The organism is Pseudomonas sp. 10(2024) (genome assembly GCF_045164175.1).
GTDB lineage: Bacteria > Pseudomonadota > Gammaproteobacteria > Pseudomonadales > Pseudomonadaceae > Aquipseudomonas > Aquipseudomonas alloputida.
Genome location: NZ_CP174006.1, coordinates 4687569 through 4702060, shown reverse-complemented (window position 1 = coordinate 4702060; position 14492 = coordinate 4687569). Strand labels below are relative to the sequence as shown.

Sequence of the window (14492 nt, the reverse complement as noted above, 5' to 3'; positions counted from 1 at the left end):
CCCTTGCAGGCGCGGGCTTGCCCGCGAAGAGGCCGGTGCAGGCTAGAACAGCACTTTCGCCACGTCGGCAAAGCGCTTGGCGAAATGCACTGTCAGGCCTTCGCGCAGGTAGTCCGGCAGTTCTTCGAAGTCACCGCGGTTGGGCTCCGGCAGGATCAGTTCGAAAATCTTCTGCCGCCGCGCTGCAATCACCTTCTCGCGCACGCCGCCAATCGGCAGTACCTGACCGGTGAGGGTCAGCTCGCCCGTCATGGCGACACCTTTTTTGGCAGACTGGTCGCGGGCCAGTGAAAGCAAAGCGCTGGCCATTGTGATGCCGGCACTGGGGCCGTCCTTGGGCGTGGCGCCTTCTGGGACGTGCAGGTGGATGAACGCTTCGTTGAAGAAACCTGGATCCCCGCCAAATTGCTTGAGGTTGGAGCTGATGTAGCTGTAGGCAATTTCGGCAGACTCCTTCATCACGTCACCCAGCTTGCCGGTCAGCTTGAAGCCGCGGTTGTGGGTGTGGATGCGGGTCGCCTCGATCGGCAGCGTGGCGCCGCCCATGCTGGTCCAGGCCAGGCCGGTGATGACGCCTTTGCCAGCCAGTACCTGCTCGCTGCGGAACACCGGTATGCCGAGTGCGGTTTCCAGGTCCTTGGTGCCGATCTTAAGCTTGGCGTCGGGGTTTTCCAGCAGCTTGACCACGGCCTTGCGCACCAGTTTGCCCAGTTGCTTCTCCAGCTGGCGCACGCCCGCCTCGCGGGCATAACCGTCGATCACCAGGCGCAGGGCGCTGTCGCTGATGCTGAGGCTGGTCTTGGAAACGCCGGCCTTTTCCAGCTGCTTGGGCCACAGGTGGCGCTTGGCGATGGTCAGTTTTTCTTCGGTGATATAGCCAGACAGGCGGATCACTTCCATGCGGTCGAGCAACGGCCCGGGAATCGAATCGAGGGTGTTGGCAGTGCACACGAACAGCACCTTGGACAAGTCCAGGCGCAGGTCGAGGTAGTGGTCGAGGAAGTCGACGTTCTGCTCGGGGTCGAGGGTTTCCAGCAACGCTGAGGCCGGGTCGCCCTGGTAGCTCTGGCCCATCTTGTCGATTTCGTCGAGCATGATGACCGGGTTCATCACTTCGACGTCTTTCAGGGCCTGCACCAGCTTGCCGGGCTGGGCGCCGATATAGGTGCGGCGGTGGCCCTTGATCTCGGCTTCATCACGCATGCCGCCGACGCTGAAGCGATAGAACGGCCGGCCGAGCGATTCGGCGATGGACTTGCCGATGCTGGTCTTGCCCACCCCGGGCGGGCCTACCAACAGCACGATCGAGCCGCTGATCTCGCCTTTCCAGGCGCCCACGGCGAGGAACTCGAGGATGCGCTCCTTGATGTCGTCGAGGCCGGAGTGGTACTGGTCGAGGACTTTGCGCGCGTGCTTGAGGTCGAGCTTGTCTTTGCCGTACACGCCCCACGGCAGGGCGGTGGCCCATTCCAGATAATTGCGGGTGACGGCGTATTCGGGTGAGCCGGTTTCCAGGATGGCCAGTTTGCCCATCTCTTCATCGATGCGCTTGCGTGCCTGCGGTGGCAGGGTCTTGCCTTCCAGGCGCTGTTCGAACTGTTCGAGGTCGGCGCTGCGGTCGTCCTTGGTCAGCCCCAGCTCTTGCTGGATGACCTTGAGTTGTTCCTTGAGGAAGAACTCGCGCTGGTGCTCGCCGATCTGCCGGTTGACCTCGGCCGAGATCTCATTCTGCAAACGTGCGACTTCCACCTCTTTGCGCAGCATTGGCAGTACTTTCTCCATGCGTTTGAGCATGGGCACGCAGTCGAGCACTTCCTGCAACTGATTGCCGGTGGCCGAGGTGAGCGCGGCGGCGAAGTCGGTGAGCGGCGAAGGGTCGTTGGGGCTGAAGCGGTTGAGGTAGTTCTTCAGCTCTTCGCTGTACAGCGGGTTGAGCGGCAGCAGCTCTTTGATCGCGTTGATCAGCGCCATGCCGTAGGCTTTGACCTCGTCGGTCGGCTCGGCGGGCTGGCGCGGGTATTCGACTTCGACCAGGTAGGGCGGGCGGTGGTGCTTGAGCCAGTTGCGGATGCGCACCCGGGACAGGCCCTGGGCGACGAACTGCAATTTGCCGTTTTCGCGGCTGGCATGGTGCACCTTGACCAGCGTGCCGTACTGCGGCAGTGCCGAGGTGTCGAAGTGGCGGTGGTCTTCTGGCGGGGTGTCCATGAAGAACAGCGCCAGGCAGTGGTCCGGTGACTTGGCTACCAGGTCGAGCGTTTCGGCCCAGGGCTCTTCATTGACGATCACCGGCAGTACCTGGGCCGGGAAGAACGGGCGGTTGTGGATCGGGATGACGTAGACCTTGTCCGGCAGCTGCTGGCCGGGCAGGGCGAGGGCGTGGCCGGCTTCGGCCTGGAAGGTGTGCTCGACTTCGCTGTGTTCGTCAGGGTGTTCGGGGAAATCCTGCTGGTCGCTCATGGGGCACCTGCGTGAATGACTATGGTGCTTAGATGGGGCGGGGAGGGATGGGTTTCAATGGTTCGGGAGCAGCCTTGTGTCGCGATTGGGCTGCGCAGCAGCCCCAGAATCCATCCAGCATTCTAGATCGTTGGGGCCGCTGCGCGACCCAATCGCGACACAAGGCCGCTCCCACAGGGTTGAGCCTGCGGGAGCGGTGTCGCTTACTCGGCTAATTTGTAAGCGATGATGTAATCGCCCATCTTGGTGCCCAGCGAGCCATGGCCGCCGGCAGTCACCAGCACGTACTGCTTGCCGTCCTTGCCGGTGTAGCTCATCGGCGTAGCCTGGCCACCTGCTGGCAGGCGTGCTTTCCACAACTCCTTGCCGTTGTTCACGTCATAGGCGCGCAGGTACTGGTCGAGCGTGCCGCTGAGGAAGCCGACGCCACCGGCGGTGACGATCGAGCCACCCATGCTCGGCACGCCAACCGGCAGGCCGATCGGTAGCGGGGTGCTGTCGCGGGTGGTGCCGTTCTTGTGTTTCCACACCACCTTGTTGGTGAACAGGTCGATGGCGGCGACGTAGCCCCAGGCGGGTGCCTGGCACGGTACGCCGAGCGGCGACATGAACGGGTGCATGATCACTGCATACGGTGCGCCGGTGTTCGGCTGCACGCCGCTGGTCTCGCTTTCGCGCTTGCTGCCTTCGGCAACCTGCTCACGCGGAACCATCTTCGACACGAAGGCCATGTAGTTGGGCGAGGTGAACAGCAGCTGGCGCACCGGGTCGACCGACACGCTGCCCCAGTTAAATACACCGACGTTGCCGGGGTAGACCAACGAACCTTGCTCGGATGGCGGGGTGTACTGGCCTTCGTAGCGCAGCTCGCGGAACTGGATGCGGCACAGCATCTGGTCGAAAGGCGTGGCGCCCCACATGGCCTGTTCGGTCAGCTCTGGGCCGAGCAGGTTGAGGTCGGAGCGGGCCTGGGTGGGCGAGGTGTGGTCGCCTTCCACTGCGCCTTGTGGGGTGGGGATCTCGCGGATCGGCACGATTGGCGTGCCGTCGCGGCGGTCGAGCACGTACAGGCTGCCTTGCTTGGTCGGTACGATGATCGCCGGTTTCACGCCATCGTCGGTTTTCAGGTGTACCAGGGTCGGCTGGCTGCCGACGTCCATGTCCCACAGGTCGTGGTGGGTGAACTGATAGTTCCAGCGTGCCTTGCCGGTGGCCAGGTCAAGGGCGACCACGCCGGCGCTGTACTTCTCGGCGCCCGGGGTGCGGTCGGCGCCCCACTGGTCCGGGGTCTGGTTGCCCAGCGGCAGGTAGATCATGCCAAGGTCTTCGTCGACGCTGGCGATCGACCACATGTTGGCCGAGTTGCGGCTGTACATTTTGCCGGCAGCCAATGGCTTGGTGTCGTCCGGGTTGTTACTGTCCCAGTTCCACACCAGGTGGCCGTCGTGCACGTCGTAGGCGCGGATCACCCCGGACGGCTCATTGGTCGACTCGTTGTCGGTGACGTGGCCACCGATGATCACCAGGTCACGGGTAATCGCAGCAGGCGAGGTGGAGTAATAGCCGCCGGCGGTGAATGGGCCAATGCCGGTGGTGAGGTCGATCACGCCCTGGTTGGCGAAACCTTCGCAGACCTTGCCGTTGTCGGCGTTGATGGCGATCAGGCGGGCATCCGCGGTAGGCAGGTAGAGGCGACGCGGGCAGGCTTGGGCCACGGCCTGGCCTGCATCGGTAATTTTCGGCGCCGGGCTGCCGTCGCGGCTGACGTAGCGGTTTTCGTCATAGTACGAGACGCCACGGCAGGTCATGTGGGCAAAGCCCTTGAAGGTGCCGGTCGGGCTCTTGACCTGCGGGTCGTAGCGCCAGATTTCTGCGCCAGTGTCCGGGTCCAGCGCCAGCAGGCGGCTGTGCGCGGTGCAGGCGTACAGCATGCCGTTGACCTTCAGCGGGGTGTTCTGGTTGGTCAGCTCCACCGGGTCGTTTTCGGTTGGCAGATCACCGGTGCGAATTCGCCAGGCTTCTTCCAGACGGTAGGCGTTCTGCGGGGTGATCTGGCGCAGCGGCGAGTAGCGGTCGCCATGCTCGGTACGGCCGTAGGCCTGCCATTCGCCGTCGGGCATGGCCGGGGCGGCGCTGGCCATTTCGCTGCTGTCGCGGCCCAGTTCGCCGAACACTTCACCGGGATGGGTGAACTGGCTGGCCAGCGCGCAAGCGCCCGAAGCGACCACTGCCACGCCGAGCAGTGCAGTGTTGGCTTTGCTGGCTGGGCCGATCAGCGGGCGACGTGCCCACGGCAGCAGCAGCACCACGCCGATGGCGAACCAGATAGCCAGCCGTGGCACCAGTTGCCACCAGTCCAGGCCTACTTCGAACAGGGCCCATACGGTGCTGCCCAGCAGCACCAGGCCATACAGGCCCAGGGCGATCTGGCGTTGGGCCAGCAGCAGGATGCCCGAAAGGGCAAAGCCGATACCGGCGATCAGGTAGTACAGCGATCCGCCCAGCTGGCTCAGCTTGATACCGCCGGCCAGCAGGGCCAGGCCCATCAGCAACAGCAGCGCGCCAATCAGGCGCGGTAGCCAGCGGCTTCCTTGGTTCGCACCTTCAGTGCTCATCGTAGGTTCTCCGTCAGGTCAAAAAAGGGGTTAGAAACTGCTCTGGATCTTCAGGCCGCCGATCAGGGCGCCATCGACCTGCGACACCCCGCCCGGGTGGCGGATGTACTGCAGGTTGGGGCGTACCGTGAGCCAGTCGGCCAAATGGATGCCGTAGTACAGCTCGGCGCTGTACTCGGTGTCCTGCACTGGCAGGAAGCCCGGGTTGTCGTAGTCGTAGAGGCCGGCGGCCTGGTTGGCCAGGCGGGCGTTCTTGCGATAGGCAGGGTTGACGTGCACGCGTGCCAGGGCGAAACCGATGTCGTCCTTGGCGCGGGCATCGAAGGGCCCTTTGAATACCAGTCCTGCCTGCACATAGTTGTCGATGGCATTGGTCTTTTTGTCATGCACCGTGGCGTTGGCGAACACGCTCAAGCCGCGCGACTGGTCGGACGCCAGCGAGGTGACCTGCTGCTGGGCGCCAATCCACAAGCCGTGCTTGCTCGAACTGCTGCGGTAGGCGGCGCCGCTGATGGCGGCCGGCTGACCGTTGCTGTCCTTGAGAACATCTTGTGCCTTGGCATTACTGTAGTAGTAGCCGGCACGATATTCCCCTTTCAAGCCTTGGATACGTGGGGTCCATACCAGTTCGAACGGCATTACCGCACCCTGGGTGCCGCTGCCGCTGAGCTTGAAACCATTGCCGGATTCGAGGTTGGAAGGGTTCTGCTCGAAGACGCCGACCTGGGCGTACAGCTCGGGGGTAAGGTTGTAGCGCACGCGCAGGGCCCACTGGCTGACTGGCCAGTTGTACCAGATGCCACCCACCCAGTTGCCCACCTGCGAGCCGCAGAAAGCCAGGTTCTGGAAGTCGCAAGGGAAGCTGTTGAAGTCCTCGCCTTCACCGAAGCGGCCGAATTTCACATCCAGCGCACCGTCGAAGTACTTCTGCTTGATCCACATCTGCGTCAGCCGCCAGGTTTCGCCGCGGCCCCAGACTTCCTGGGCGGAGGTGAAGCCGCCGACACGCGGGTCGTTGATGCGGTCGTTGCTGATGTTGTCGCCGTGACGCTCGGTGACGGTCAGCTGGAATTCGGTGTCGTGCCAGCCGAGGATCTTCTCCAGGTCCAGGTGGCTGCCGAAGGTGAACTGGTCGCTGTAGCGCGCGGTGCGGTCGTGGTCGTAGCCGCCGTGCAGGTTGCTGCCCATCTCGCCGGTGTAGCCAAGGGTGAAGTCGTAGCCCTTTTCCAGCAGTTCGCTGCGGGTTCCACCCCAGTCGCCGAGCATCCAAGGGGAGTCGCTGGCGAAGATTTCGCTGGCGCCGGCGGGGGTTGCCAAGGCACTAAGGGCGAGGCCGATGTAGCAGGTTTTAGGCAGTTGGAACATGAGATAGCGCTATCTTTTGATTATTGAAAAAAACGGCAAGCGCATCGAAGGGCGGGCCCCTCAATGGATATGGCGACAAAATTGTTCGATGAAGCGTTTCAGCTTGCGGCGGGGAGGATATAGGGGAAGTTATAAGAAAAAAAGACAAATTGTCGCAGAGGATTGTTGTTGAACGGGCAACAGTCGTCATTAATCGAGGCAGGTGTAGGAGCGGGTTCACCCGCGAATGCGCCGGTTGCCCTGCCATCGTATTCGCGGGTGAACCCGTTCCTACACCGATCTTCGTCGCTTGTGGTTCAGAAGGTGGTACGCAACCCGACTTCCACGCTACGCCCCGGCGCCGGTGCGATATCGCGCAGGATCGAACTGGCATAGCGCACGGTCTGGTCGGTCAGGTTTTCGCCGCGCACAAACGCCAGCCACTGGCTTTGACCAATGTCGAAGCGGTAGCCAACGCTCGCGCCCAAGGTGGTGTAGCCATCAGTGCTGGTTTCGTTGGCGGGTTTGCGGTGCTGCGACGCAGCGTGCTGCACGTCTACTCGCGCCTGCCAGCGGTCCAGCTCCCAGACCAGGCCGCTGTTCAGGCGCAGCGGGGCGATGCGGGGCAGTGGCTCGCCACTGTCGAGGTTCTTGGCCCGGGTATAGTCACCGGACAACTCCAGCGCGAAGCTGCCGTAACGGTTCTCGGCCAACTGCCAGCGGTCCTGGGCCTCGATGCCGTAGAAGCGCGCCCGCACGCCTTGGTACTGGTATTCCGGGAAGCCTTCATGGTCATGATCGTGATCCTCCTCCTCATGGTCATGCTCGCCTTCGCGGGTGTTGCCGGTGCCAATCAGGCCGATGTAGTTGCGGAAGTGGTTGTAGAACACCCCGACACTGCCTTTATGGGTGCCGTTGTCGAAGCGTAGCGCCAGGTCGACGGAAATGGCCTTTTCCTTGTTCAAACTGGCGTCGCCGACTTCAAAGGCCCCGGTGGCCACGTGCGCGCCATTGGCGTACAGCTCGTAAAAGGTCGGGGCACGCTCGGTGTAGCCGAGGTTGGCCGCCAGCGACCAGATGGGGTCGAGCTGGTACACAGCCCCCGACGACAGGCTGAAGGCGTTGAAGCTGCTGGCGCTGTCTGCGTCGACGAAGTTCTCGTTGCCTTTGGCGTCAGGATCTACGCGGGTGTGCTCCATGCGCGCACCCAGGCTCAGGTTCAGGCGCTCGCTGGCTTGCCACTGCTCGAGCATGAACAGTGCCACGCTGTCGGTATCGGTATGCGGGACGAAGGCTTCCTCGCCGAGGGCCGAAAATTCGTTACGGCTGACCTGGGCCCCAATGATCCCTTCCACCGGTCCGAGCGGTTGGTGGCGGGCTTCGATACGCGCTTCGTAGCCCTTGTTCTTGAAGGTGGTATGGACCTCGCCTTCCTCGATTTCGCTGTGTTCGTAGTCGGTGTAACCGGCATCTACCTTGACTGAGCTGAACGGGCCGTCGAGGTCGCGCAGTTCGGAGGCGAAGGCGTAGTGATCCTGTTTCATGTCCAGGCGCACGCCGGACTCGGCCACCGAGCCATAGTTGCTGTCGTAGCCGCTGTACGACAGGCCGGCGTAGCCGTGGTCCCAGTGGTAGGCACCACCGATTGCGCCGCCGTCCTGGCGACCGTCGCTGTTTTCCAGGCGGTGTTTGCTGCCGGGCTCGTCGGCATCGCGCACCTTGGCGCTGCGTGCGTAGCCCGGGATGCGCAGGTCGTTGAACTGGCGGCTGTTGGCATCCAGGTGCAGGGCGAAGGCGCCGTCGCCGGCCTCCAGCTTGCCGGCGCTGCTGCGGGTGGTGTCGGCACCGCCGTAGCGCAGTTCTCCTGCGCCGTGGATGCCCTCGATCGGCGAGTCCGGGATGCGGTTATCGAAGGTGTTGACCACCCCGCCAATGGCGTTGCCGCCGTAAAGCAGGGCGGCCGGGCCACGGACGATTTCGACGCGCTCGACGGTTACCGGGTCCAGCGGCACGGCATGATCGTAGGACAGCGACGAGGCATCCAGGGCACCGACGCCATTGCGCAGGATACGAATGCGGTCGCCATCCAGGCCGCGGATCACCGGGCGGCTGGCGCCAGGGCCAAACCAGGTAGAGGCGACACCGGGCTGCTTGTTCAGGGTTTCACCCAGGCTGCCGTGCTGCTGTTGCAGCAGGTTTTCGCCTTCGAGCACGGTGCTGGGGGCGGCCAGTTGGCGGTTACCCAGCGGGTTGGCGGTGATGACCTGTGGTTCGAGTTCTACGGCCTGGCTGGGGGATGCAGCCAGCCAGAGTGCGACGGCAAGGGGGGAAAGGCGAAGCGGTGTGTACAGCATGGGGATGGGGCGTTCCTTGGCAGATGCTTTTTAGTGTTACAACATAACATAACTATTCCATCACAGAGGTTTTGCCTCTGACCAGCGATTTTTCTGTCGACTCGACGGATCCCGCCCACCACTACACTCGTGTAAGGTGCGCATCTTTCCTACGGAGCACAGCATGAGCACGGCCCAACACAACGCGCTGCACGGCAAGACCCTTGAACAGATCCTCACCGAGCTGGTGGCGCATTACCAATGGCATGGCCTGGCCGAGCGCATCGATGTGCGCTGCTTCAAGAGCAACCCGACCATCAAGTCGAGCCTGACGTTCCTGCGCAAAACACCGTGGGCGCGGGAAAAGGTCGAGCAGCTGTACGTGAAGCTGCAGCGTCAGGCCTGACATGTCGCGTCGCCCTTGGCTGACCGGCATGGCGGTGCTGGGCTGGTTCGGCCTGGTCGTGCAGGTGAACCTGGTGCTGCTGGCGCGTTGGCAGGAACAGGCCAGCCTGATTGGTGGCCTGATCAATGTGTTCGGCTACTTCACCGTGCTGACCAATACCCTGGTGGCGACGGTGCTCAGCTATGCCGCATTCGGCCGGGAAGGCCGTGGCAAACGCTTTTTCCTGTCGCCCTCGGTAAGCTCTGCAGTGGCCGCCAGTATCGTGCTGGTGGCGCTGGCCTACAGCGTGCTGCTGCGTCATTTGTGGCAACCACAGGGTTGGCAATGGCTGGCGGACGAGTTGCTGCACGACGTGATGCCGGTGCTGTATGCCTTGTACTGGTGGAGCGAGGTGCCCAAGGGCAGTTTGCGGCTATGGCATTTGCTGGTGTGGGCGGTGTACCCAGCGGTCTACTTTGGTTATGCGTTGTGGCGGGGGAGTGAGATCGGCGTCTATGCCTACCCGTTCATTGATGTGGCCAGCCTGGGGTATGGGCAGGTGATGCTCAACGCCCTTGGGGTGCTGGCGGGTTTCTGGGGGATAGGGCTGGTGTTGCTTGGGCTGGATCGGTGGCGGGGGCTGCACAGGCTGGCTTGACCTGTACCGGCCTCTTCGCAGGCAAGCCCGCCCCCCGCAGAGAAATCACAAGCCCAAGGGCTGTGGTATTCGCTGTGGAAGCGGGAGGCACGCGGCCCGGGTGTCAGCAGCAGGGCACAAGATTGCTGATATCCCCAAATGGCCAGGGCCGCGATGGAGCCTTAGTGCTTCTTCCCTTGCATGCTCGAAACCCATTGCTCGCTGCGACTATGCCCACTGGTTCTCAACACGCCCAGGTCCAGCGCATTTTCCCCATCCGCCGCCATTTTGCTTTTGGCTATCTCGGCGATTGCCGTGCCCAGATCCACCGGTGAGTTGGACGCATCCAACGACAGGTCTCGGCGATAGTCATTGCCGCTTAGCGTTTCCTGGGTGACCGAGTTGGCGTCGAGCCTCACGTCGCCTTTGGCCGACTGCAAGCGTGCCCCCACCAGATGAGCGTTGCCACCGACCTGCAGGTCTATGCCGTCGCTGCTTTTAAGCGTGGTCTGACGCGCCACACTGTCACGCTGTGCATGCGACACGTCGAGGCTGACGGTCGGCGAGAACCCTGGGTCTGCCTTGCTCAGGGCCGAACCGGCCTTTTTCTCGACCTTGCCTCCCAGCGGGCCAGCCACCGATTTGGCCGCATTGACATAGCCCTGAGGGTTTTTCTCCTGGCTCAGCCTGACATCGCCTTTCACGCTCAGGGTGTTGACGTTGTCCTTGAGGCTGGCGATGCGCAGGTCACCGTCGATTGTGCCGCCAATATGCCCTGCATCCAGGGTGGCACTCTCGATGCGGGTATCGCCGCGGCTTTGCAGGTCGATGCGCTCGGCGCGCAGGTCACTGGTATTCCAGGTGAGGTTGTCGCGCTTGTCGAGCTCTACCTTGAGCCGGCCATGCAGGCCGCGGGTGTCCAAGGCGCCCTTGGCCATGTTGAAACCAGCGCCGGCCGAGATGTCAAGGTTGTCGCGTCGCTCCTGGCTGGAAGAGGCTTCAACCAGCATGCCGCCATTCGAGGCGTCTAGGGTGATCTGTTCGGCCGAGGCCTGCAGGCCTTGCAGGTGCAGGGCGATGTCCTCGCGGGCGCTGCTGGTCAGGGTCAGTGTGCCGTTGCTGGCAAACTGGGCATCGACCGCCTGACGTGCATGTTCGTCCTGCTTGCCGTGGCTGAAGTGGCCGCCTATGGCTCCCCCTTGGGTCTGGCCAACCTTGGCCGCCAGCTCCATGCCGCCACCCAGGTTGGCGCCTGTGGCCTGCTGGGTATCGCTGGCCGCCTTGACCTGCAACTGGCCGCCGCTTTGCACCCGTATGTCGCCGGCCTTGGCCTCGCGGTTGCCAATGCGGGTGCCTTCGAGCAACAGGTCGCCGGCGCTGGTCAGTTGAACTTCGCCCTTGGCGTCGATCTGTGCCACTTGTGCCTTGCTCTGCGTGCTCAGCTTCTGGTCCTGGTCCAGATAGCCCCGGCCATCGACGCCGGTGCTGCCCGGGCGGTTGCCGACTTTGGCCCAGGCATTGCCATCGAGCTGGCGTGACTGCTGTTCGGCCTTGTCGGTCGCCTGGGGTAGGGCGAGCGACCCTGCACTGTGCATGACCACGCTGCCTTCGCCGCCATCGATGCGGGCCCCTTCGTAGCGGCCATCGCTGCCCAGCTGTACCTGGATACCCTGTTGCCCGTAAAGGCTGCCGGGCACGGCGGTGCTGGCGATATCCTTTTTATCCAGCGACCCTCCTTTGCCGGCGGCGCGTACATTCAAGTCCTCGCCGGTGCTGGTGTCCAGGCGCGCGTCGCCACCATAGGCCAGGCGTTGAACGGTGGTTTCCTGGGTATTTTCGGCGGCGCTCACCTGATGCTGCTGCGCCTCGATTTTCAGCGAGCCGGCATTGGCCCGCCAGGCTGTGCCCTGGTCGGCCAGTGTGTCAGCCTTGACCTCGACCTTTGCTGCGGAAAACTCGCTGACCTGAGCAATTCCACGGCGCTGGTTTTCCAGGCGCTTGAGGTGTTCGACCGTCATGTCGGCCCCCACGCTGGGAGGCGCCATGGCGTCTTCGGGCGAAGCTTGCTGGAAGCGTGCGGCTTCCTCACCCAGCACCAGGCGTTCGATAGGGCGGGTCAGGTCGCGGTATTCGATACTGGCGCCCAGGCTACCCGACCAGTCGTCACGGCTTTGTTCATGTTCATGGGTATCCTGAGCTGCACGGTTGTCGATGCGTTTGGCGGTCACCTGCAGGGTGTTGCCGGCCTCGACGTGCGCGGCCTCGGTGAGCAGTGCATCACTGCGCAATTTCAGATCGCCGCTGGCCTGCAACTCGCTGCGCTGCACCTTGCTGTCGCGATCGGCTTGCACCTCGCGGTTGTGATGGCCTTCGAACAAGCTGCCCAGACGGTCGATGCCACCGGTTACTGTCAACCCGCCACCACTTTCGGTGGTGCTGGTGGCTACGTCACGGTCGTTGCGGGTCGCCCCCAGTGTCACTTCCCGCGCCTGCACATCGAGATCGCCGGCAGTGGCCTGGACCTTGCTGCCGTTGACCTGCAGGTGCGCGCTGCTGTTCATGCCCACCGAGGCGCCCTTGAGCTCACTGGCAACCTGGTTGGTCGTGCGCTGCTTGCTGGTGCTGGTCACGACCTCATACGCCACGCCAGCCGCGTACTGGCGAGACTCGGGCTTGCCATCCTCGGCTTCCTGGGTCTGTCTGGCGCTGGCCGTGAAACCCCGTTGTTGGTCGCGGGTTTCGCGTTCATCGACCGATTGCGAACTGCCAATCAACAGGTCGCCTTTGGCCTCGACTTGCAGATGCTTGCCAGCTTCGACCTTGGCGCCCTGGATGCGCATCTCTTCGGCGCTGGCCAGGCGCAGGTTGCTGGTCGAGCTGACGTCGCTGACCAGTACCTGCTGTTTGCGGTCCGTGCTTTCGTGCTTGCTGCCGATCAGGCCGAACAGTTTACTGTCGCTGGTGCGCTGGGTGGAGGTCGTGCTGCCATGGTCTGCCTCGATGGCCAGCGAACCGTTCTCGCTGTAGAGCACCGCGTCCTGTTTACCGAACACGGTGCTGCCTTTGATGGCGACCTGGTCGGCGCTCACAGTGAGCTTGCCATCGCTGGTTATCGTGCTGCCCGCGACGACCTGGCCCTCGGTGTCGTTACCTTTGCGGTCACCAAAGAATGTGCCGGACACCAGGTCGCCTCGGTAGTCGCGTTGGGTACCGTGTTCCTGCAAGGTGGTGGTGCCGATGTCGGCCTGTTTCGCCTGGATAGCCAGATCGCCGAGGCTGTGCAGGCTGCTGCCCTGTACGTTGAGGTTGTCGCTTGCCTTTATCGACATGTGCCCGGCGCTCAGGGTACTGCCCTTTGCGGTTTCCTTGAGCTGGTCGCTATCGCTGTCACCGCGCCATAAATCCTTGCGATGACGCACCTGCTGTTCGGTGCGTTTGCTGTCGATGCCGGCGAGGATGTCCAGGCCGGCACCGCTGTCGACCGTCAGCTCGTTACCGGCGTCCACCTTCGCGGCGGTCATGCGCATGTCGTCGCCGGACTGCAACAGCACGCTCTCAGTGCCCAGCAATTGACTGCCCTGTTGTTGCTTGTGGGTGGTGGTGGTCTTGCGGTTGTAGGTTTCACGGGTGACGAACCAGAATTTCTTGTTCCAGCTGTCACTGTCGTGCTTGATGTGCTCGATTGTCTTGGCGTCCAGGGTGAGCTTCTTGCCAGCCCTTGCTTCGATCCGCGGGGCCTGGCCGTCAACCGTTTCAAGCATCAGGTCATCGGCAGCGGTGAGTTTCAGTACGCCACGCTCGCTGCGCAGCTCGGTCGGGCGGTCGCCACTGCCGCTGACATGCAGGCCCCCGGCCGAGCTGATGTCGACCCCTTCGGTGCCCAGAATCTGCGAGGCCCCCACACGCACACCCGCGCCTTCGGCAGTACTTACCACACGGATACGCCCGGCGCGCATGGCGCCGAACAGGCTGGCATCAATGCTCGAAGAGGGGCTGGGCAGGTGTTCGACCACCTCGCCGTTGCGGCTGTCGATACGGTTGCGGCCGACAGTGATGTCGAGCGTTTCGCTGGCCATGAGCAAGCCTTTGCTGTCCACGCGCGGTGCGATCAGTTCGAGTGCGCCACCGGCATTGCCCTGGCCATGCTCCAGTACCTGCAGGGTGCCACTGGCCGTGAGCGTATCGAGGTACCTGAGCTGTTGCTCCTCGAATTGCGGGGTGCCCACCACGAAGCCTGCGCGGGTGGTGTTGATGAAACTGCCGCCATTGAGGGTGATGCCATTGGGGTTGGCCAGTATGTAGTCGGCCGGGCGCCCGAAGATTTCCTGCGGCCCCTCGATCAGCGAGGCGTTGCGGCTGATCACTTCGTTAAGAATGGTCGAGGCGGCCTGGCCCTGGAACTGCGGGTTGGCCGCCAGGGCGCCGGCCAGTTGCGACTGCCCGGCTGCGGTGGCGTTGTTCAGCACCAGGCCCGGGGTGGCAACGTTGTAGTCGATGAACTGGTTGTGTGACAGCCCCGTGGCGTTGGGCGGCACGATGTCGATGACCGGCACCCCGTGGCCGTTGTGGATGACCGGGGTTCCCCCGGGGCCGCTGGCTGCTTCCAGTCCTGTCTGAGCCACTGCGGCGCTGGGCCCGAGCACGGCGAGGAAGATTGCCCAGCGCAAGGTATCCGGGCGAACAGGCGGTAACTGCGAGAGTGTTTGCATTTTCTCGTT

General features: G+C 63.3%; 7 protein-coding genes. 2 read left to right on the top strand and 5 right to left on the bottom strand.

The window, feature by feature from the left end:
* Nucleotides 1-42 precede the first annotated feature (42 nt).
* The 4 genes from lon to ACI7M0_RS21275 all read right to left on the bottom strand — a co-directional run bounded on the left by lon (nt 43) and on the right by ACI7M0_RS21275 (nt 8773).
* Nucleotides 43-2460 (bottom strand): endopeptidase La, encoded by a 2418-nt coding sequence (gene lon, locus ACI7M0_RS21290; protein ID WP_121162142.1) that lies wholly within the window; start codon nt 2458-2460, stop codon nt 43-45.
* A 203-nt stretch (nt 2461-2663) separates the two neighbouring features.
* Nucleotides 2664-5075, bottom strand: coding sequence for a glucose/quinate/shikimate family membrane-bound PQQ-dependent dehydrogenase (locus ACI7M0_RS21285; RefSeq protein ID WP_129933712.1), 2412 nt, complete (start codon nt 5073-5075; stop codon nt 2664-2666).
* A gap of 30 nt (nt 5076-5105) precedes the next feature.
* The gene (locus ACI7M0_RS21280) at nt 5106-6440 is read right to left on the bottom strand and encodes a carbohydrate porin (RefSeq protein WP_129933713.1); all 1335 of its coding nucleotides are present in this window, start codon (nt 6438-6440) and stop codon (nt 5106-5108) included.
* Nucleotides 6441-6736: 296 nt separating this feature from the next.
* Nucleotides 6737-8773 (bottom strand): TonB-dependent receptor, encoded by a 2037-nt coding sequence (locus tag ACI7M0_RS21275; protein WP_129933714.1) that lies wholly within the window; start codon nt 8771-8773, stop codon nt 6737-6739.
* Nucleotides 8774-8936: 163 nt separating this feature from the next.
* On the opposite strand from ACI7M0_RS21275, the gene ACI7M0_RS21270 reads away from it, so the two are divergent.
* Complete coding sequence (locus ACI7M0_RS21270; RefSeq protein WP_012053596.1) at nt 8937-9158, top strand: VF530 family DNA-binding protein; 222 nt, start codon at nt 8937-8939, stop codon at nt 9156-9158.
* 1 nt (nt 9159) lies between these two features.
* Nucleotides 9160-9795: a Pr6Pr family membrane protein gene (locus ACI7M0_RS21265; RefSeq protein ID WP_121162139.1), complete on the top strand. Its 636-nt coding sequence runs from the start codon at nt 9160-9162 to the stop codon at nt 9793-9795.
* A gap of 161 nt (nt 9796-9956) precedes the next feature.
* On the opposite strand, the gene ACI7M0_RS21260 is transcribed toward ACI7M0_RS21265, so the two are convergent.
* Entirely contained in the window at nt 9957-14483 is a 4527-nt protein-coding gene (locus tag ACI7M0_RS21260; RefSeq protein WP_129933715.1) for a hemagglutinin repeat-containing protein, read from the bottom strand.
* Nucleotides 14484-14492 lie beyond the last annotated feature (9 nt).